General features: G+C 65.1%; 23 protein-coding genes. All 23 read right to left on the bottom strand.

From position 1 onward, the window contains the following. Nucleotides 1–3 precede the first annotated feature (3 nt). The 23 genes from nuoH to HCO70_RS21220 all read right to left on the bottom strand — a co-directional run bounded on the left by nuoH (nt 4) and on the right by HCO70_RS21220 (nt 17,156). On the bottom strand, nt 4–1,041 hold the full coding sequence (gene nuoH / locus HCO70_RS21325; RefSeq protein WP_172299911.1) for an NADH-quinone oxidoreductase subunit NuoH: 1,038 nt from the start codon (nt 1,039–1,041) through the stop codon (nt 4–6). A 6-nt stretch (nt 1,042–1,047) separates the two neighbouring features. Then, entirely contained in the window at nt 1,048–1,464 is a 417-nt protein-coding gene (locus HCO70_RS21320) for a hypothetical protein (protein ID WP_172299910.1), read from the bottom strand. A gap of 2 nt (nt 1,465–1,466) precedes the next feature. After that, nucleotides 1,467–3,485: an NADH-quinone oxidoreductase subunit NuoG gene (nuoG, locus tag HCO70_RS21315; RefSeq protein ID WP_172299909.1), complete on the bottom strand. Its 2,019-nt coding sequence runs from the start codon at nt 3,483–3,485 to the stop codon at nt 1,467–1,469. 48 nt (nt 3,486–3,533) lie between these two features. Then, the gene (locus HCO70_RS21310) at nt 3,534–3,944 is read right to left on the bottom strand and encodes a DUF5333 domain-containing protein (protein WP_172299908.1); all 411 of its coding nucleotides are present in this window, start codon (nt 3,942–3,944) and stop codon (nt 3,534–3,536) included. Between the two features lie 5 nt (nt 3,945–3,949). Next, nucleotides 3,950–4,444: a DUF3291 domain-containing protein gene (locus HCO70_RS21305; RefSeq protein ID WP_253913414.1), complete on the bottom strand. Its 495-nt coding sequence runs from the start codon at nt 4,442–4,444 to the stop codon at nt 3,950–3,952. Continuing rightward, nucleotides 4,441–4,899: a DUF3291 domain-containing protein gene (locus HCO70_RS21300; protein WP_172299907.1), complete on the bottom strand. Its 459-nt coding sequence runs from the start codon at nt 4,897–4,899 to the stop codon at nt 4,441–4,443. Before HCO70_RS21300 ends, HCO70_RS21305 begins: the two co-directional genes overlap by 4 nt. 10 nt (nt 4,900–4,909) lie before the next feature. Then, complete coding sequence (locus HCO70_RS21295) at nt 4,910–5,305, bottom strand: hypothetical protein (protein ID WP_172299906.1); 396 nt, start codon at nt 5,303–5,305, stop codon at nt 4,910–4,912. A gap of 2 nt (nt 5,306–5,307) precedes the next feature. Next, nucleotides 5,308–6,603, bottom strand: coding sequence for an NADH-quinone oxidoreductase subunit NuoF (gene nuoF / locus HCO70_RS21290; RefSeq protein ID WP_172299905.1), 1,296 nt, complete (start codon nt 6,601–6,603; stop codon nt 5,308–5,310). A 6-nt stretch (nt 6,604–6,609) separates the two neighbouring features. Beyond that, nucleotides 6,610–6,840: a DUF5337 domain-containing protein gene (locus tag HCO70_RS21285; RefSeq protein WP_172299904.1), complete on the bottom strand. Its 231-nt coding sequence runs from the start codon at nt 6,838–6,840 to the stop codon at nt 6,610–6,612. Nucleotides 6,841–6,848: 8 nt separating this feature from the next. Further along, a complete protein-coding gene (locus tag HCO70_RS25065) occupies nt 6,849–7,565 on the bottom strand; it encodes a hypothetical protein (RefSeq protein ID WP_172299903.1) in 717 nt (238 codons plus the stop codon). 38 nt (nt 7,566–7,603) lie between these two features. Next, on the bottom strand, nt 7,604–8,767 hold the full coding sequence (locus HCO70_RS21275) for an NADH-quinone oxidoreductase subunit E (RefSeq protein WP_172299902.1): 1,164 nt from the start codon (nt 8,765–8,767) through the stop codon (nt 7,604–7,606). Further along, nucleotides 8,767–9,303, bottom strand: coding sequence for a hypothetical protein (locus tag HCO70_RS21270; protein ID WP_172299901.1), 537 nt, complete (start codon nt 9,301–9,303; stop codon nt 8,767–8,769). The genes HCO70_RS21275 and HCO70_RS21270 overlap by 1 nt, the downstream gene beginning before the upstream one ends. Nucleotides 9,304–9,325: 22 nt before the next feature. Further along, the gene (locus tag HCO70_RS25025; protein ID WP_256373023.1) at nt 9,326–9,460 is read right to left on the bottom strand and encodes a hypothetical protein; all 135 of its coding nucleotides are present in this window, start codon (nt 9,458–9,460) and stop codon (nt 9,326–9,328) included. Continuing rightward, complete coding sequence (locus tag HCO70_RS21265; protein WP_172299900.1) at nt 9,460–10,701, bottom strand: NADH-quinone oxidoreductase subunit D; 1,242 nt, start codon at nt 10,699–10,701, stop codon at nt 9,460–9,462. The genes HCO70_RS25025 and HCO70_RS21265 overlap by 1 nt, the downstream gene beginning before the upstream one ends. Beyond that, a complete protein-coding gene (locus HCO70_RS21260; RefSeq protein ID WP_172299899.1) occupies nt 10,698–11,303 on the bottom strand; it encodes an NADH-quinone oxidoreductase subunit C in 606 nt (201 codons plus the stop codon). The genes HCO70_RS21265 and HCO70_RS21260 overlap by 4 nt, the downstream gene beginning before the upstream one ends. A gap of 4 nt (nt 11,304–11,307) precedes the next feature. Beyond that, on the bottom strand, nt 11,308–11,838 hold the full coding sequence (locus tag HCO70_RS21255) for an NADH-quinone oxidoreductase subunit B family protein (protein WP_172300019.1): 531 nt from the start codon (nt 11,836–11,838) through the stop codon (nt 11,308–11,310). An 86-nt stretch (nt 11,839–11,924) separates the two neighbouring features. Beyond that, nucleotides 11,925–12,290 carry an NADH-quinone oxidoreductase subunit A gene (locus HCO70_RS21250; RefSeq protein WP_172299898.1) on the bottom strand — a complete coding sequence of 122 codons (366 nt, stop codon included), beginning with the start codon at nt 12,288–12,290 and terminating at the stop codon, nt 11,925–11,927. Nucleotides 12,291–12,524: 234 nt separating this feature from the next. Then, the gene (locus HCO70_RS21245; protein WP_172299897.1) at nt 12,525–13,193 is read right to left on the bottom strand and encodes a glutathione S-transferase family protein; all 669 of its coding nucleotides are present in this window, start codon (nt 13,191–13,193) and stop codon (nt 12,525–12,527) included. Continuing rightward, complete coding sequence (locus tag HCO70_RS21240; protein ID WP_172299896.1) at nt 13,190–13,924, bottom strand: hypothetical protein; 735 nt, start codon at nt 13,922–13,924, stop codon at nt 13,190–13,192. The genes HCO70_RS21245 and HCO70_RS21240 overlap by 4 nt, the downstream gene beginning before the upstream one ends. Before the next feature lie 151 nt (nt 13,925–14,075). After that, on the bottom strand, nt 14,076–14,861 hold the full coding sequence (locus tag HCO70_RS21235) for an EcsC family protein (protein ID WP_216665560.1): 786 nt from the start codon (nt 14,859–14,861) through the stop codon (nt 14,076–14,078). An 84-nt stretch (nt 14,862–14,945) separates the two neighbouring features. Next, nucleotides 14,946–15,401: a lysozyme inhibitor LprI family protein gene (locus HCO70_RS21230; RefSeq protein WP_172299894.1), complete on the bottom strand. Its 456-nt coding sequence runs from the start codon at nt 15,399–15,401 to the stop codon at nt 14,946–14,948. A 136-nt stretch (nt 15,402–15,537) separates the two neighbouring features. Next, on the bottom strand, nt 15,538–15,969 hold the full coding sequence (locus HCO70_RS21225) for a nuclear transport factor 2 family protein (protein WP_172299893.1): 432 nt from the start codon (nt 15,967–15,969) through the stop codon (nt 15,538–15,540). A 23-nt stretch (nt 15,970–15,992) separates the two neighbouring features. Continuing rightward, nucleotides 15,993–17,156, bottom strand: coding sequence for an isovaleryl-CoA dehydrogenase (locus HCO70_RS21220; RefSeq protein WP_172299892.1), 1,164 nt, complete (start codon nt 17,154–17,156; stop codon nt 15,993–15,995). Between the last annotated feature and the right edge of the window lie 39 nt (nt 17,157–17,195).

Genomic DNA, 17,195 nt, shown 5'->3' with positions numbered 1-17,195 from the left:
CGATCAGCCCCCCACGACCCAGCGGGCATAGGCGCCGCCGAACAGCTCGAATTGCGCGAAGAAGGACACCAGCACCACCCAGGCCAGCGACATCGGCAGGAACACCTTCCAGCCCAGACGCATCAGCTGGTCGTAGCGGTAGCGCGGGGTGATCGCCTTCACCATCGCGAAGAGGAAGAAGAAGAACAGCATCTTCCCGTACATCCAGAATATCCCGTCCGGCAGGCCCGGGATCGGCGACAGCCAGCCGCCGAAGAACAGCAGCGTGGTCAGCGCGCAGATCAGGAAGATCGCGATGTATTCCCCTGCCATGAACAGCAGGAACGGGGTCGAGGAATATTCCACCTGATAGCCGGCCACGAGTTCCGATTCCGCTTCCGGAAGGTCGAAGGGCGGGCGGTTTGTCTCGGCCAGGCCAGAGATGAAGAACAGGAACACCATCGGCAGGTGCGGCAGCCAGTACCAGCTGAACAGGCCGAACCGCCCGTCCTGCGCGGCGACGATGTCGCCGAAGTTCATCGAACCGGTGGAAATGATCACGCCGATGATGATGAAACCGATGGAAACCTCGTAGGAAATCATCTGCGCGGCAGAGCGCAGCGAGCCGAGGAACGCGTATTTCGAGTTCGACGCCCAGCCGCCCATGATCACGCCGTAGACCTCAAGCGACGAGATCGCGAGGACATAGAGAACGGCCACGTTGATGCTGGCGAGATACAGGTTGTCGCTGAGCGGGATCACCGCCCATGCGGCCATCGGCAGCGCGAAGGACAGAAGCGGCGCCAGCAGGAACACGGTTCGGTCGGCGCCGGCGGGGATCACGATCTCCTTCAGCACCAGTTTCACCATGTCGGCGGCGCTCTGCAGCAGCCCCCAGGCGCCCACCACGTTGGGTCCGCGCCGCATCTGCACGGCGGCCCAGATCTTCCGGTCGGCATAGAGGATGAAATAGGCCGTCAGCAGCAGGAAGATCGCCATCAGCAGTCCCTGTGCCACGATGATGATCGTTATGCCTAGGCCGGTTGAAAAGAAGTCAGCCATGAGTCCTCACACCGTCGGTATTCCCGTTTCCGCACAGTTTGCCACCGCAACTTCGGCGTCGATGGTGGCAAGTCCCCGCGGCAGAGCCGGTGAGATGGTGTAAACCGCATCTCCCCGCCAAAGACCACCCTCTTCCTCGATATTTGTGCGGACATGTCGCGCAAATCCGTAGCCCCGGATCAGAGCATACTGCGCCGCAGCACAATCGGCATAGGCCGAGACATCCGCCCGGTTCCGCGCGCCGGTCATGGCGACCCGGAATTCGACGAGATCGTCCTCCAGAAGACGGGTTTCGATTCCCCGGTAGTCGGAGGTGAAGGCGCCGCTCTCCGCCGCCCCATCCGTTGCATCGGACGGCGCGCAGGCGCAGAGCCCGCCCAGAGCGAGCCAGCCGAGTGTGGACGGCGCGCACAGGCTTTGCATTCTTACTCGGCCGCCACCGCCGTTTCGGTTCGCGCCCTTGCATTCGCGCTAAGCTCCGCCATCAGGGCCGAGGCACGCGCGATCGGGTTGGTCAGGTAGTGGTCGCGGATCGCCGGGCGGAAGCTGGCATCGCCCAGCTTGCCCATCTCCACCGCCTGCCACTCGTTCTCCGCCACCGCGCCGACCTTCTTCAGTACCGGAGCCGCGGCGACGAGCTTCTGGCGCAGCTGCGGGATCGTGTCGAAGGGCAGCGTCGCGCCCAGTTCGGCGGACAGCGCCCGCAGGATCGCCCAGTTCTCCTTGGCCTCTCCCGGCGGGAAACTTGCGCGGATCGCCAGCTGCGGGCGGCCCTCGGTATTGACGAACAGCCCCTGCTCCTCGGGGTAAGCCGCGCCCGGCAGGATGATGTCGGCGCGATGCGCGCCGCGGTCGCCGTGGCTGCCCTGGTAGATCACGAACGGCCCGTCGCCGATCTCGACCTCGTCGGCGCCGAGGTTGTAGACCACCTCGGCCCCGTCCAGCGCGGCGTCCATGCCGCCCTCGGTCACGGCACCCACATCCATCGCGCCGACACGGGCTGCCGCCGTGTGCAGCACCAGGAATTTCGACTCCGTCAGCTCGGCCACCTTCATCACCGCGCCCAGCACCGCCGCACCGTCGGCCTCGGCAATCGCGCCCTGCCCGACGATGACGACCGTCTCCTTGCCCCTGGCGTTCTTGTGGTCCTTCTCGGTCAGCGCCTGCAGCGCCGCCCGGTCGTTGCCGTAATACGTATACTCATAGGTCAGATCCGCCGCCTCGCCGACCACGGCGACACGCGCGCCGGACAGCCACGCCTTGCGGATCCGCGCGTTCAGCACTGGCGCCTCGTCGCGCGGGTTTGTCCCGATCAGCAGGATCGTCTTGGCGGTGTCGATATCCTCGATCCGCGCTGTCCCGACATAGCCCGACCGGTTCCCGGCGGGCAGCTTGGCGCCATCGGTCCGGCATTCCACGGACCCGCCCAGACCCTCGACCAGTTCCTTCAGCGCGAACGCCGCCTCGACCGGCACCAGATCGCCCACCAGCCCGGCAACCTTCTTGCCCTTCATCGCCCCGGCCGCCGCCGACAAGGCCTCGCCCCAGCTCGCAGGCCGCAGCTTGCCATTCTCACGGATGTAAGGCTTATCAAGTCGTTGCCGCCGCAGCCCGTCCCAGACGAACCGCGTCTTATCGGAAATCCATTCCTCGTTCACACCGTCATGGTTCCGCGGCAGGATCCGCATCACTTCGCGGCCCTTGGTGTCCACACGGATGTTCGACCCAAGCGCATCCATCACGTCGATGGTCTCGGTCTTGGTCAGCTCCCACGGCCGCGCGGTGAACGCATAGGGCTTCGACACCAGCGCGCCCACCGGGCACAGGTCGATGATGTTGCCCTGCAGGTTCGAATCCAGCGTCTCGTTCAGATAGCTGGTAATCTCCGCATCCTCGCCCCGCCCGGTCTGGCCCATCTGCGAGATCCCGGCCACTTCGGTCGTGAACCGGACGCAGCGGGTGCAGGAGATGCAGCGCGTCATGTGCGTCTCGACAAGCGGGCCGAGGTTCAGGTCGTCTACGGCGCGCTTCGGCTCGCGGTAGCGAGAGAAATCCACGCCGTAGGCCATCGCCTGGTCCTGCAGATCGCATTCGCCGCCCTGGTCGCAGATCGGGCAGTCCAGCGGGTGGTTGATGAGCAGGAACTCCATCACCCCCTCGCGGGCCTTCTTGACCATCGGCGAGTTCGTCTTGACCACCGGCGGCTGGCCTTCCGGCCCGGGCCGCAGGTCGCGCACCTGCATCGCGCACGAGGCGGCAGGCTTCGGCGGGCCGCCGACGACCTCGACAAGGCACATCCGGCAGTTGCCCGCGATGGACAACCGCTCATGATAGCAGAAGCGCGGGATCTCGATACCGGCATACTCGCAGGCCTGGATCAGCGTCATCGCCGGATCGACCTCTATCTCGTTGCCGTCGATGATGATCTTGCGAAGGTCGCTCATTGGTCGTCCCACTCGGTTTGGGCCGGGTTGCCCCGGCCCGTTCTTGTCTCAGTTCGCCCGCAATAGCCAGCCGGTCAGAGAGTTTCTCTCGATCTCGTCGCGGCCAAGCTGGCAGTAACTCTCGGCATCGCCACTGACGACACCGTTCTTCTCAAGGTAATTGTCGCGCTGCGTCTTCAGCCACTCCTTGGCGTCGGGATCCTTGCGCATCGCGTCGATGTCGTCCTTCGTGTAGCCCAGCGAGATCGCGTATTGCTCCAGCTCGCGCGCACGGGTCCAGACACGGAACATCCGGGCGGACATCGTGGGGCAGTTCTTGCGGATCTCGTCGCCGACGGCGGCAGACAGGAATTCCTTCTGCACGCGGTCATTGTCCCGCAGCGGCGGCAGGTCCTGCGCCGCGGCGGCCGCGGTCGCGGCGATCATGGTAACAGTCAGGGTTATGGTCTTGGTAAGCATGGGGGTCACTCCGCAGCCTGTATCGCACAATTGTGCGTCCGCCAGAGCCGAGCCTGCGGGACCTCGGCCCATCCGAACGCATGCTCAGATGGCCCCTTGCTACGCAAATGGTCCAGTCTTTCCAGCGCTTCTTCCAGCGATGGGCGGTGCCCCGCCGGAATCCACCACATGACAAAGTGCTGATCCGAAAGCATCTGAAACCATTCGTGACGGCGCTCGTAGAACTGCCGATGAACGGTGTTCCAGACGAAGGTTTCCAGACTGTTAACGTCGGTCCAGACCGTGAGGTTGGCCACGAACTGCGGATCGTCGCCGATATGGTTCTCTGTATTGCCGGTTCCGGGCTCGCCCGAGCCCTCCATCATCCAGACGAAGCCGGGCATGCGCTTGCCCAGACCGTTCACCCGGTCCAGCGCCGCCATGAACTCGGCCACCTCCGGATCGTCCGGCGGGGCGACCAGTCGGCCGACATTCAGCTGCGCAAGGTGCATCTCGCTCATGCGGCCGCCCTCCGGGCATAGTCCCAGCCGAAGGCATGCTCGCTGTCGCCATGCTGGCGCAGGTGCTCGGCCCGCTCAGCGGCTTCCGTGATCGTCGGGCGCGTGCCTTCCGGCACCCACCACATCACCAGCCGCAGCCCCTGCCCCGGCGCGTACCATTCGGCGCGGCGGTTATAGAAGATCTTGTGTACCGACTGCCAGACGAAGCGTTCCAGCGAGACAAGGTCGCGCCAGACCGACAGTGTGCTCGCAAATCGCGGATTGCCGCCCAGCGGCCCCTCCGGGTCCAGCTGAGCCGCTTCCATGTCGTCATCGCCCAGCCGCCAGATGAACCCGTCCGACCGTTCCGCGACCGCGTTCACCTTGGCAATGTTGTTCACGAAATCCGCGACAACGGGCGAGTCCCAATCGGCGCGCAGAACGCCCCAATTGAACTGTGCCAGATGCCGACCCATTCGCGCCTCCTTACCGTGCCGCGCAGCTGCCTCGCAGCGTGATCGTGTCGTCCACGATCCGCAGCTGCGCTGGCGGAATATCCGGCCCGATGGCCCAGTCCGTATCGGAACTGCCGAAGCTGCGGAGGCAGTAGACGGTCGCTCGATACCGCCCGGCCTCCTGCGCCGCGTTCGGGTCGATCCGGACAGGGCTGACACTGATCGTCAGGTCTCGCTTCTGCACGCCGTCGATCGACAGTTTCGAACGGAAGGTGATGTCGTTGATATTGACCTGGTTCGACCCGCGCGCGCTGGCAGTGCCAACCCCGAGGCTGCCCACGGTGTTGCGGTATATGCCGCAGGACGCGGTGGCCGTGATCAGCGCAAGCGCCAGTACCAGGCGGATCGGTTTCGCAATGCCTGTCATGTTCACTCCGCCGCGATGGCCGTTACGCGGCCGGTCTTCTTGGCCTTGATCCGGTCCTCGATTTCCTCGCGGAAATGCCGGATCAGGCCCTGGATCGGCCAGGCCGCCGCGTCGCCGAGCGCGCAGATCGTATGGCCCTCGACCTGCTTGGTCACGTCGAACAGCATGTCGATCTCTTCGACCTCGGCATCGCCCGTCACCAGCCGGTCCATGACCCGCATCATCCAGCCGGTGCCTTCCCGGCAGGGCGTGCACTGGCCGCAGCTTTCGTGCTTGAAGAATTTCGACAGCCGCCACACGGCTTTGATCACGTCGGTGTTCTGATCCATCACGATCATGCAGCCGGTGCCGAAGCTCGACTTGTTCTCGCGCATCCAGTCGAAATCGAAGATCGCATCTTCCAGCGCATCCTTCGGCAGAACCGGGCAGGACGCACCACCGGGAATGATCGCCTTCAGGTTATCCCAGCCGCCGCGGATACCGCCGCCATGCTTCTCGATGATCTCGCGCACTGACAGAGACATGCTTTCCTCGAAAACGCAGGGCGTGTTCACGTGCCCGGTCAGCCCCATTAGCTTGGTGCCCGCGTTGTTCGGCCGCCCGAAAGAGGCGAACCAGTCCGGCCCGCGTCGCAGGATCGTCGGCACGACGGCGATGGATTCCACGTTGTTCACCGTGGTCGGGCAGCCGTAAAGGCCCGCGCCCGCCGGGAATGGCGGCTTCATCCGCGGCATGCCCTTGCGGCCCTCCAGGCTTTCCAGCAGCGCGGTTTCCTCGCCGCAGATATAGGCGCCCGCGCCGTGCGCCAGGTACAGGTCGAAATCCCAGCCGGACCCCGCGGCGTTCGCCCCCAGCAGCCCGTCGTCATAGGCCTCGTCGATCGCGGCCTGCAGCGCTTCGCGCTCGCGGATGTATTCGCCGCGGATGTAGATGTACGAGGCATGCGCCCCCATCGCGAAGCTGGCGATCAGCGCCCCCTCGATCAGCGTATGCGGATCGTGGCGCATGATCTCGCGGTCCTTGCAGGTCGCGGGCTCGGATTCGTCGGCGTTGATCACAAGGTAGGCCGGGCGCCCGTCGCTTTCCTTCGGCATGAAGGACCACTTCAGCCCCGTCGGGAAACCCGCCCCGCCCCGCCCACGCAGCCCGCTGGCCTTCATCTGGTCGATGATCGTGTCCCGGCCCCTGGCGATGATGTCGGCAGTGCCGTCCCAGTGCCCGCGCTTCTTTGCGCCCGCAAGCGTGCGGTCGTGCATCCCGTAAAGGTTGGTAAAGATGCGGTCCTTGTCGGCAAGCATGCTCGGCTACCCTTCATTGTTCCGGCGTTTCCGCCAGATCTGATACGTGACGATGAATGACCAGAGAAACGCCGCCATGGCCGCGAAGTCGATCAGGAACATGTAACGTTCCTCGATCCCGAACCTCGCCCCCGCCCATTGCGCCACAAGCCAGACCACCAGCGTGGTGACGACGACGATCGCCACCAGCCGGGCCTGCCTTGCATGCGCCTTGGACATTTCCGGGGTCAGTGCCATGCAGTTCCCTAGTAGACCTCTCCCTTGTCGACCCGGCTGGAGAATTCGGTATCTCCGCCCGCGGCCAGAATTTCCGCCTGCTCGACCCAGCCGTCGCGGCTGACCCGGCCCTTGAAGCCCTTCAGGTTCGCGTCCATCCACGCGACCTCCGCCGGGCCCCAGCCCGCGATCTGGTCGAAGTGATAGACGCCCATCTGGTGCAGCAGTATCTCAAGCTTCGGCCCGACGCCCTTGATTTCCTTCAGGTTGTCCGGCCCGCCCTCGCGCGCCACGGGCAGCATCACGGGCTTGGTCTCGTCGCCCGCGGCCACCGGCGCGGGCTCCGCCACCGGCGCGGGTTCCGGCTCGGGCAGCGGCTCCGCATCCGTCGCGGGCGCCGGCGCGGGCTCTGCATCGGCGGCGGTCTCGGGCTCTGGCGCGGGCTCCGGGTGCGCGGCGGGCACCGGATCCGGCACACCGGCCGGCTGCGAGGTATGCGGAACGGAAGGCTCCGGCGACGCCACCGGCATCGGCTCCGGCGACTGCGCCGTTTCCGCCCCGACATATCCGCCGAACCCGAAATACAGGATCAGGAACACCACGATCCCGACGATCAGCCCTAACACGAAGGCTCCGAAAAAGCCGTAACTCGCGAACAGCCACAATATCAGCAGCACCACGACTCCGACGACTGCCGATATGATCAGCATCGTGTTGGTTGCCATCCGGTCCTGACTTTGGGCCATATCGTTTCTCCCCGTCTGCGCTGGTTGCGTTTACGGGATTAATACTTAGCGCGTTTAGAGAACTCTGTCTCCCCGCCCTCGGCGAGGATCCTTGCCTGGCTTACCCAGTCGTCGCGGCTGACCCGGCCCTTGAACCCCTCGAGGTTCTCGTCGACCCAGGCCACTTCCGCCGCCGTCCAGTTCGCCACCTGATCGTAATGGTAAAAGCCCAGCGAATGCAGCAGCTTCTCCAGCTTCGGCCCGACGCCCTTGATCTTCTTCAGGTCGTCCGCCTTGCCGTCGCGTGGCGCGTCTAGGGCTTCGGGCTTCGTTCCCTCGCCCGGCGCGACCTCGGCGTTCGGCTTGTTGCCCGTCGCATCGGCCTTCACCGTGCCGGGCGACGTCTCCGCCGCCTCGCGCTTGTCGATCCCGGTCTCGTCGGCCGGCTTGTCCTCGGACGGGCGCGGGCTCTTCGCCGCAGCGGCAGAGGCTTCGACCTCCGCCTCGGTCGTGTCGTTCCGGCGCCACGGCGCCGTCAGCGGCACCTCGGTTCCGTCGATCCGCTTGATCGTGTCGCCCAGTTCCACCGCCAGCGCGACCGATGCGTTATGCTCCGGCCGCCCCTCGACATATTCGGTCAGGCAGCTCGGCCCGCCTTTCGCCTCTGCCGAATAGCGGCCGTTCTGCGGCCCCGGCACCGGCACCTTGCCGGCGGCGAATTCGTCGAGGATCTCGGCAAAACGCTCCGCCGTCAGATCCTCGTAGTAATCCTTGCCGATCTGAGCCATCGGCGCGTTCGAGCAGGAGCCGAGGCATTCCACCTCTTCCCACGAAAACCGCCCGTCCTCGGACAGCGCGTGCGGATGCTTCGAGATCTTGTCCTTGCAGACCTGCATCAGCTCCTCGGCGCCGCAGATCATGCACGAGGTCGTGCCGCAGACCTGCACATGCGCGACCGAGCCGACCGGCTGCAGCTGGAACATGAAATAGAAGGTCGCCACTTCCAGCGCCCGGATATAGGCGAGGTCCAGCATCTCGGCGACGTGCTCGATCGCCGGGCGGGACAGCCAGCCTTCCTGCTCCTGCGCGCGCCACAGCAGCGGAATGATCGCAGAGGCCTGACGCCCCTCGGGGTACTTCGAAATCTGCGCCTCGGCCCAGGCCCTGTTGGCCTCGGTGAAGGCGAAGCTTTCGGGTTGTTCGTGGTACAAACGGCGCAACATCAGGCTTTTCCTTCCGCAACCAGGCGACAGCCGGTGAAAACCGAATACTGCGCACCCAGAAAATCGCTCAGGGCGGCGAACGCCCCCTTCGTTTCCTCGCTCCCCGCCGCGACCACGGTGGGGGTCATATCCATCAGCCGCTTCGACAGGCCCTCAAGCCGCTGCGCCAGATAGGCGCGGTACTTGTCGAGCTGCCCCAGCACGCTGGCCTTTGTCAGCCCGGCCTCCAGCGCATTCAGCGGCGGCACGACATCCCGTTGCAGCACCGCCAGACGCGCGCCGTCCTCGACGATGATCTTCGGCGGCCACGCCTCCTGATCCGCCATGCCGGGAACGGCCAGCCGCAGCGCCACGTCCAGCCGCGCCGCCTCGTCGAAGTTCTGCAGGCAGATGTCCAGCTTCTTCTCCAGGAACCGGGTCTCCGACGCCTCGACATAGGCGACACGCGCATACCACGCCTGCACGGCGACAAAGAGCGCCGCGATCAGCGTGCCCCCCGCCAGCAGGTAATTCGATATGTTCGCGCCTTCGGCCACTCAGGTATCCCGCATCATCACATCAATGGGCAAAAGCCTTTGCCGCAACCGCCGGCTGCGCCGCCGGATAGCGCGCAGGCGGTGCGATCAGGGCCAGGGCGGCGGCAGGCAACCAGGTGGCTCCCCCGAGCACCACCAGCAGCCCCAGGCTCAGCATTACCGGTCGACCTCGCCGAACACGATATCCATGGTCCCGATGATCGCCGCGATGTCGGCAAGCTGGTGTCCCCTGGAAACGTGGTCCATCGCCTGCAGGTGCAGGTAGCCCGGCGCGCGCAGCTTGGCCTTGTAGGGCCGGTTGGTGCCGTCCGAGACCATGTAGACCCCGAATTCGCCCTTCGGCGCCTCGACCGCGGCATAGACCTCGCCCGCGGGCACGTGGAAGCCCTCGGTGTAAAGCTTGAAGTGATGGATCAGCGCTTCCATCGACCGCTTCATCTCGCCTCGTTTCGGCGGGGTCAGCTTGCCGCGCGCCAGCACGTCGCCCTGTCCCTCGGGTTCGCGAAGCTTCGTAAGGCATTGGCGCATGATCTTCACGCTTTCGCGCATCTCCTGCATGCGCACGAGATAGCGGTCATAGCAGTCGCCGTTCTTGCCGACCGGAATGCCGAACTCCATCTCGTCATAGCATTCGTAGGGCTGCGACCGCCGCAGGTCCCAGGCCAGGCCCGAACCGCGCACCATCACGCCCGAGAAGCCCCAGTCGAGAATGTCCTGTTCGGTCACGATGCCGATATCGGCGTTGCGCTGCTTGAAGATCCGGTTTTCGGTCAGCAGTTCGTCGATATCGGCGAGCCGCTTCAGGAACGGGTCGCACCATGCCTCGATATCATCGATCAGCTTCGGCGGCAGGTCCTGATGCACACCGCCCGGCCGGAAATACGCCGCGTGAAAGCGAGAACCGCTTGCCCGTTCGTAGAACATGCACAGCTTCTCGCGCTCTTCGAAACCCCAGAGCGGCGGCGTCAGCGCGCCCACGTCCATCGCCTGCGTGGTCACGTTCAGCAGGTGGTTCAGGACGCGGCCGATCTCGGAATACAGAACCCGGATCAGCGAGGCGCGGCGCGGCACCACGGTGCCGGTCAGCTTTTCGATCGCCATGCACCAGGCGTGTTCCTGATTCATCGGCGCGACGTAATCCAGCCGGTCCAGATACGGCAGGTTCTGCAGGTAGGTGCGGCTTTCCATCAGCTTTTCGGTGCCGCGGTGGAGCAGGCCGATATGCGGATCGCAGCGTTCCACGATCTCGCCGTCCAGCTCCAGCACCAGCCGCAGAACACCGTGCGCCGCAGGGTGTTGCGGGCCGAAGTTGATGTTGAAGTTGCGGATCTTCTGTTCGCCGGTCAGCGTGTCGGAAGAGCCGTCGTCGTAAACGTGCCGGACGTCGCCATCCATCATTTCGCCGCCTCCTTCTCGTCACCGGGAAGGATGTACTGCGCCCCTTCCCAGGGAGACATGAAATCGAACTGCCGGTATTCCTGCACCAGTTTCACCGGCTCGTAGACCACCCGCTTCTCGGCCTCGTCGTAACGGACCTCGACATAGCCGGTGGTCGGGAAATCCTTGCGCAGCGGATGGCCGCGGAACCCGTAATCCGTCAGCAGCCGCCGCAGGTCCGGATGGCCCGAGAACAGGACGCCATACATGTCGTAGACTTCCCGCTCGAACCAGTTCGCGGCCGGAAAGACCTCGTGGATCGAGGCGGCGACCTCGTCCTCGCGGACGGCGCATTTCACCCGGATCCGCTGGTTCTGGTACATCGACAGGAAGTGGTAGACGAGGTCGAACCGCGCCTCCCGCTCCGGATAATCCACCGCGGTTATGTCCACCAGCGACGAAAACCGGCAGGTCTGATCGGTCTTCAGGAATTCCACAAAGGTCACAAGGGAACTCAGCGCAACGGTCACGTTCAGCTCGCCGTACGCGACCTCCCAGCCGACCACGCAGTCGGGGCGCTTCATCTCGATATGCGTGCCTAGCTCGTTCAGGGCATCCGACATGGCGTTACCTCACAATCGTGCCGGTGCGGCGGATCTTCCGCTGCAGCGCCAGCAGCCCGTACAGCAGCGCCTCCGCCGTCGGCGGGCAGCCCGGCACGTAGACGTCGACCGGCACGATCCGGTCACAGCCGCGCACGACGCTGTAGCTGTAGTGATAATACCCGCCGCCGTTGGCGCAGGAGCCCATCGACAGCACGTAGCGCGGCTCGGGCATCTGGTCGTAGACCTTGCGCAGCGCCGGCGCCATCTTGTTGGTCAGCGTGCCCGCCACGATCATCAGGTCCGACTGCCGCGGCGACGCGCGCGGCGCCATCCCGAAGCGTTCCAGATCGTAATGCGGCATCGAGGTATGCATCATCTCGACCGCGCAGCAGGCCAGCCCGAACGTCATCCAGTGCAGCGACCCGGTGCGCGCCCAGTTGATGACATCCGCCGTCGAGGTCACGAGGAACCCCTTGTCCTGCAGTTCCTTGTTCAGCGCCTGCACCGCATCCTCGCCTTGGAACTCGGTGTTGCGGGCCGCCGCCGGAACCATCGAGGACGGGGCCGATTTCACCCGGTCGTCCTGCTGGCCGTCGCCCAGCACCTCGGTCACCACCGCGGTGTCGGATTTGCTTTCGCTCACTCCCATTCCAGGGCCCCCTTCTTCCACTCATACGCGAAGCCCACGGTCAGGACGCCGAGGAAGATCATCATCGACCAGAAACCGACGGTCCCCACATCCTTGAACGCCACCGCCCAGGGGAACAGGAACGCCACTTCGAGGTCGAAGATGATGAACAGGATCGACACCAGGTAGAACCGGACGTCGAACTTCATCCGCGCATCGTCGAAGGCGTTGAACCCGCATTCGTAGGCCGACACCTTCTCGGGGTCCGGATTGCTGACCGCGAGGATCGCGGCGGCAAGCACGAGGACCAGGCCGAGTCCGACGGCCACGCCAAGAAATATCAGGATAGGGAGATAATCGGCGGCGAGGGTTTGCACGTACTGGCTCCTTCACTTGGGCGGCTTGTGCATAGTGCGAGCCCAGCCATAAACCCGGGCCCAGAGAGGGTCAACCGAGACTGAGCCTGTCGCGACGGCGCTGCACAGGGCTTTTTGTCAGCTGGCACAAATGAATATAGGGTGAATGCCCGAAAATGCGGCAGTGCGGAAAGTCGGGGCCGCCGCAGCGACCTGTATCTCACCGTACACTATAAAGAGTCGCCGGCGGAAACGTCACGTTTCCCAGGGCGGGTAGAAGTCCTGCCGGTACAAAAGCTCCGCCCCCTCCGGCGGCAGCGACGCGCGGAAAGCGGGGCGTTCGGTGATCCGCTCGTACCACTTCGCCAACGCAGGAAAAGGTTCCAGTTTCGCGAAATGCCGGCCCATATACACGGCCTGCCCCACCCCGATATCCGCCGCCGAAAACCCGCCCGTCAGCAGGTAGTCGCGGTTCTCCACCGGGGTCGATAGACGGCTCTCGACGGCGGCAAAGCATTTCTGCAGACGCATCGCCTCCAGCTTCATCACCGTGGGCGAGCGCATGCTGTCCTCGTAAAGCGCGATATGCTGCTGGGTCAGCGCCGCAGTGTGCTGGCTGACCGTCTCGGCGAAATGCATCCAGATCAGCCAGTCCGCCCGATCCACCGCCCCCGGCATCCGCGCCAGCCCCGCCTCGGGAAAACGTTCGCAAAGATACTGCGCGATGGCGCCGCTTTCCCAGATCACCTCGCCGTGGATTTCCAGCGCGGGCACGCGCCCCGCCGGGTTCAGCGTCAGGTACTCCGGGGATCGCAGCGTCCGGTCGAACGGATAGACCACCAGTTCGAATTCGACGCCAAGTTCGTGCAGCAGCCACAGGCTGCGCATCGACCGGGTCTGATGGCAGTGATGAAGCCGGATCATTCCGCCGCGCACCAGCCGGGCCCGCCCGGCAGCTGCACGGTTTCGGTCGCCAGCATCAGGTCGGCCAGGTTGGTGCCGTCGATCAGCACCACGACGGAGCCGTCGGGCACCACGGCGCGCTGCGCCGGCGCGGGTGTCTCGGCCGGTTCGGCATCCGGTGTCTCGGTGGCTTCGGCATCCGCCGCCTCGGTCGCACCGTCGGTCGCCTCGGCCGTATCCTCCGCCGGTTCACTGTCGGGCACCGGCACCGGTTCCGGCGCCGGCCCGATGGCCGCGCCCGGCCCCAGCACCTCGATCAGGTCCGCGCCGTAAAGGATTTTCCGCAGTTCCAGGCTTGCCATGCCCGCCGCTACCGCCTCGTCGACGCAGCCGGGCTCGAACAGCGCCGGCGCCTCGAAACCGGCAATCTTTTCCGGCAGCTGGCTGCAGCTCGATACGATGGTGCCGCCATCGACCACCACGCGCAGCGTGCAGCCCTCCTCCGGCGCCTTGGCCAGCCCGTTCACGAAATCCGCGCCTGGTCCGAAAATCAGCAACAGCAGCGCAATCCAGACCACGGCCTTCAGCAGGAAGCCCAGGAACGACCCGCGCCGCTTGGGCTCGTCACCTGACCCGCCGCTGAAGAACCCGCGTTTCGGCGCGTCTTCCTCGTGATGGGCCGGCCGCCAGTCCTTGTACCGGCTGTGCTCCCAGTTCTTCTTGTTAGACGGCGGTCCTTGTCGGTCGCTCATTTGTCACACCCGGATCGGTCCAAACTGCCTCTTGCGCGGGCGGCTGCCGCACCGCGCGCTTTTGCAGACAATCTTCCAAAACCGGAGCCGCAGGTAAAGACAGAGCGACCACCGACCATGCATTTCAGGTGCGGGTTGTTTGATTTCGGCCTCAGGCGCCTTCCGCCATCGGCGCGTCCGGCGCAGGCAGCGCCTTGCGTTCGATCAGCCAGCGTTGGCGATAGGCATAGCGGGCCGCCCGCGCCACATCGGCCTGAAATGACGCATTCACGGTCGCGCCCACGGCCCCGCCCACGATCGGTACGATCTGGCCCGCTTTTCGCGACGCAAGCGAAATGCCAAGCTGCCGCGTGATCCGCTCGACCACCTTCTCCGTCACCCAGCGCCCGCCCTGCTCCAGGATGATCCGCGCCTCTGGCCGTGCCAGTTCACGCGCCAGCCCGTTCAGGCTGTCCAGCGTCTCCTGCCGCCGGTCGCTTGCCATGGATGTCGCCACCTCCAGCACCATCAGCCGGAACACCCGCTCGCTTTCGTCATCCTTCACGAAACCATAGGCTGCGCCCGTCGCACGCACGTTCCGAGCCGCCAATGCGATTGTCGCTGGCACGTCCACGGCGAGTCCCGCCGCACCGAACCAGCCCGCGGCCCCGCCCGTGGCGGCGTTCGTGCCCTGCGCCCAGGCCTGCACCCTCAGCGCCACGCGGTCGCAGGCGGTGATGTCGTTCAGGTCATGCGCGGTCACTTCGCGCGGAACCGTCAGCCCGGCGGCCATGTCTGCCTGCCGCAGCGCGTGCCGCACTACGGCGGGCGGAATGATCCGTGCGATCAGGCCACCGAACGGCGCCGTCAGACGCTCTGCCCCGCTGCCCAGCCGCGAGGCGCGCCGCTTCTCGAACTCTTCCTGGTCCCGGATCACCTTCCGGATCAGTTCGGACATGCTGTCCGGGCCTTTCGGGGGTTTCGCGTCACTCATTGCCGTCTCGCCTCAACTGTTTTCCAGCATGTCTTCGAGATAAAGCGCCTACTCGGCCGTCAGCCGCATCAGGCAGTGAATGTGCACCGGACGGCTCAGCGTCCCGGCATACTGCGCGCTTTCATAGCGGCAGGTCGTATCGCGGAACCCGATCCAGGCGCGTTGCATCTCCTGCAGGGCGTCGACCTGGCTTTGGGCATAGGGCAATCCGGCAACCTCGGCATCCTGCGCGCGTTCGTGCGACCGCAGCGCCCTGTAAGTCGCGTTAAGCCGCGCATCCCAGAAATCACGCTCCAGCGCGGTGCATTCGACGATTCCGATTGTGGTTCCGCCTGCCGAGCCGGCCCTGCAGCTTTCGGATCCGAGGCCGATGCAACCCAGTTTCTCGTCCTGGGTGGCAGAGGCAGCGAGACAGGACTCGATGCGCGCCCTGTCGAAAGGCAGTTCCTGCGCCGGCGCCTGGGCCGGCAGCGACAAGGCCGTCAGAAGGACAAGTCTCCGCATCGGAACTCCGGTTACTCAATGACTGATAGATGGTAACTCCCGCGTGATCCGGCAATGCGTCCCCACACTAGGTTAGCGCTAACACGCCTGAAATCAATGGCTTGACCCCCCGTCCCCATGGGGACGCCCTGTTCCGTCAGCTCTCGGGCACCGCGAAATTCGCATGCGCCGTCACATACCAGGCCCCATCGATCTGCCGGAAGACCGTCAGCCTCGGCGCCCTTCTGGTCAGCGCCGCCCTGTCGACCTCCTCGTCCAGTACCAGCGAGTAGCGGATCACCCGGATCGCCCCGTCGCCGGTCTCCACCGCCCCCTCGACCTCCGGCACCGACTCGATCACCGGGAACCCGCCCGCCACATAGCTTTCCACGTCGTGCCCGGTCCCATCGGCCCGGACAAGCTGGAATTCCGGCGCCAGCACCCCTGCCACCATCTCCGCATCCCCCGACGCGACCGCGGCGACCCAGCCGCCAATCAGCGCCTCGGCACTCTCTCCCTCAATCCCGTCCGCTTGAGCCGCCCCCGCCAACGCCAGCGCGGCAAAAGCCGTCGCAACCAGTCTCCGCATGATCATCTCCCTTGATTCTTCGATCAGCCCATCGCCGCCATCAACTCACGGCCCACCAGCATCCGCCGGATCTCACTCGTCCCGGCCCCGATTTCCATCAGCTTCGAATCGCGGAAGATCCGCGCCACCGGCGCATCGGCCAGGAACCCCGCCCCGCCCATCGCCTGCACCGCCTGATGCGCGACCTTCATCGCCACCTCCGCGGTATAGAGCGCGCAGGCCGCCGCATCCTGCCGCGTTACCTCGCCCCGGTCGCAGGCCTTCGCCACCTCATATGCATAGGCGCGCGCCGAGTTCATCGAAGCGTACATGTCGGCGATCTTGCCCTGCATCAGCTGGAACGACCCGATCGGCTGTCCGAACTGCTTGCGCTCTGCCAGATACGGCATCACCTCGTCCAGACAGGCCGCCATCGTTCCCGCGCCGATCCCGGACAGCACCACCCGTTCATAGTCCAGCCCCGACATCAGCACCCGAACGCCCTGCCCCTCCTGACCCAGAACGTTCTCGAACGGCACCTCGCAGTCCTCGAAGATCAACTCGCCAGTATTCGACCCCCGCATCCCCAGCTTGTCGAAATGCACCGAGGTCGAGAACCCGGTCATGTCCTTTTCGATCAGGAAGGCGGTAATCCCCTTGCTGCCCGCCTCCGGGTCGGTCTTGGCGTAAACCACCAGCGTATCCGCATCCGGCCCGTTTGTGATCCAGTACTTGTTTCCGTTCAGCCGGTAGTGATCGTTCCGCTTCTCGGCGCGAAGCTTCATCGACACCACGTCCGACCCTGCCCCCGCCTCCGACATTGCCAGCGCGCCCACATGCTCGCCCGACACCAGTTTCGGCAGATACTTCTGCCGCTGCGCCTCGGTTCCGTTCAACCGGATCTGGTTGACGCATAGATTCGAATGCGCTCCGTAGCTGAGCGAAACAGAGGCCGAAGCACGCGCGATTTCCTCCACAGCGATGACATGGGCCAGGTAGCCCATACCGGCGCCGCCATATTCCTCGTCAATGGTGATCCCGAGGAGGCCCATCTCCCCCATCTCGCGCCACAGCTCGGATGGGAACTGATTGCTCCGGTCAATCTCCGCCGCGAGCGGTTTTACCCGGTCCTGAGCCCAACGATGGACGGCCTCCTGCAGGGCGTTGACGTCCTCGCCCAGATCGAACCGCATGGATGCGGTGAACATGGGGCTTCCTCCCTTTTGCCCGGTATCGAGGGAACGCTA

This window comes from Pseudoruegeria sp. HB172150 (assembly GCF_013184805.1).
GTDB lineage: Bacteria > Pseudomonadota > Alphaproteobacteria > Rhodobacterales > Rhodobacteraceae > Psychromarinibacter.
Note: the sequence above shows the minus strand (reverse complement) of the source record. Positions and strands in the feature narration are given on the sequence as shown.

What these genes read in the sequence shown, in the direction of transcription:
- nuoH (WP_172299911.1), bottom strand. Translation starts at nt 1,041, where the DNA reads ATGGCTGACTTCTTTTCAACCGGCCTAGGCATAACGATCATCATCGTG.
- HCO70_RS21320 (WP_172299910.1), bottom strand. Translation starts at nt 1,464, where the DNA reads ATGCAAAGCCTGTGCGCGCCGTCCACACTCGGCTGGCTCGCTCTGGGC.
- nuoG (WP_172299909.1), bottom strand. Translation starts at nt 3,485, where the DNA reads ATGAGCGACCTTCGCAAGATCATCATCGACGGCAACGAGATAGAGGTC.
- HCO70_RS21310 (WP_172299908.1), bottom strand. Translation starts at nt 3,944, where the DNA reads ATGCTTACCAAGACCATAACCCTGACTGTTACCATGATCGCCGCGACC.
- HCO70_RS21305 (WP_253913414.1), bottom strand. Translation starts at nt 4,444, where the DNA reads ATGAGCGAGATGCACCTTGCGCAGCTGAATGTCGGCCGACTGGTCGCC.
- HCO70_RS21300 (WP_172299907.1), bottom strand. Translation starts at nt 4,899, where the DNA reads ATGGGTCGGCATCTGGCACAGTTCAATTGGGGCGTTCTGCGCGCCGAT.
- HCO70_RS21295 (WP_172299906.1), bottom strand. Translation starts at nt 5,305, where the DNA reads ATGACAGGCATTGCGAAACCGATCCGCCTGGTACTGGCGCTTGCGCTG.
- nuoF (WP_172299905.1), bottom strand. Translation starts at nt 6,603, where the DNA reads ATGCTTGCCGACAAGGACCGCATCTTTACCAACCTTTACGGGATGCAC.
- HCO70_RS21285 (WP_172299904.1), bottom strand. Translation starts at nt 6,840, where the DNA reads ATGGCACTGACCCCGGAAATGTCCAAGGCGCATGCAAGGCAGGCCCGG.
- HCO70_RS25065 (WP_172299903.1), bottom strand. Translation starts at nt 7,565, where the DNA reads ATGGCCCAAAGTCAGGACCGGATGGCAACCAACACGATGCTGATCATA.
- HCO70_RS21275 (WP_172299902.1), bottom strand. Translation starts at nt 8,767, where the DNA reads ATGTTGCGCCGTTTGTACCACGAACAACCCGAAAGCTTCGCCTTCACC.
- HCO70_RS25025 (WP_256373023.1), bottom strand. Translation starts at nt 9,460, where the DNA reads ATGCTGAGCCTGGGGCTGCTGGTGGTGCTCGGGGGAGCCACCTGGTTG.
- HCO70_RS21265 (WP_172299900.1), bottom strand. Translation starts at nt 10,701, where the DNA reads ATGATGGATGGCGACGTCCGGCACGTTTACGACGACGGCTCTTCCGAC.
- HCO70_RS21260 (WP_172299899.1), bottom strand. Translation starts at nt 11,303, where the DNA reads ATGTCGGATGCCCTGAACGAGCTAGGCACGCATATCGAGATGAAGCGC.
- HCO70_RS21255 (WP_172300019.1), bottom strand. Translation starts at nt 11,838, where the DNA reads ATGGTTCCGGCGGCGGCCCGCAACACCGAGTTCCAAGGCGAGGATGCG.
- HCO70_RS21245 (WP_172299897.1), bottom strand. Translation starts at nt 13,193, where the DNA reads ATGATCCGGCTTCATCACTGCCATCAGACCCGGTCGATGCGCAGCCTG.
- HCO70_RS21240 (WP_172299896.1), bottom strand. Translation starts at nt 13,924, where the DNA reads ATGAGCGACCGACAAGGACCGCCGTCTAACAAGAAGAACTGGGAGCAC.
- HCO70_RS21235 (WP_216665560.1), bottom strand. Translation starts at nt 14,861, where the DNA reads ATGTCCGAACTGATCCGGAAGGTGATCCGGGACCAGGAAGAGTTCGAG.
- HCO70_RS21230 (WP_172299894.1), bottom strand. Translation starts at nt 15,401, where the DNA reads ATGCGGAGACTTGTCCTTCTGACGGCCTTGTCGCTGCCGGCCCAGGCG.
- HCO70_RS21225 (WP_172299893.1), bottom strand. Translation starts at nt 15,969, where the DNA reads ATGCGGAGACTGGTTGCGACGGCTTTTGCCGCGCTGGCGTTGGCGGGG.
- HCO70_RS21220 (WP_172299892.1), bottom strand. Translation starts at nt 17,156, where the DNA reads ATGTTCACCGCATCCATGCGGTTCGATCTGGGCGAGGACGTCAACGCC.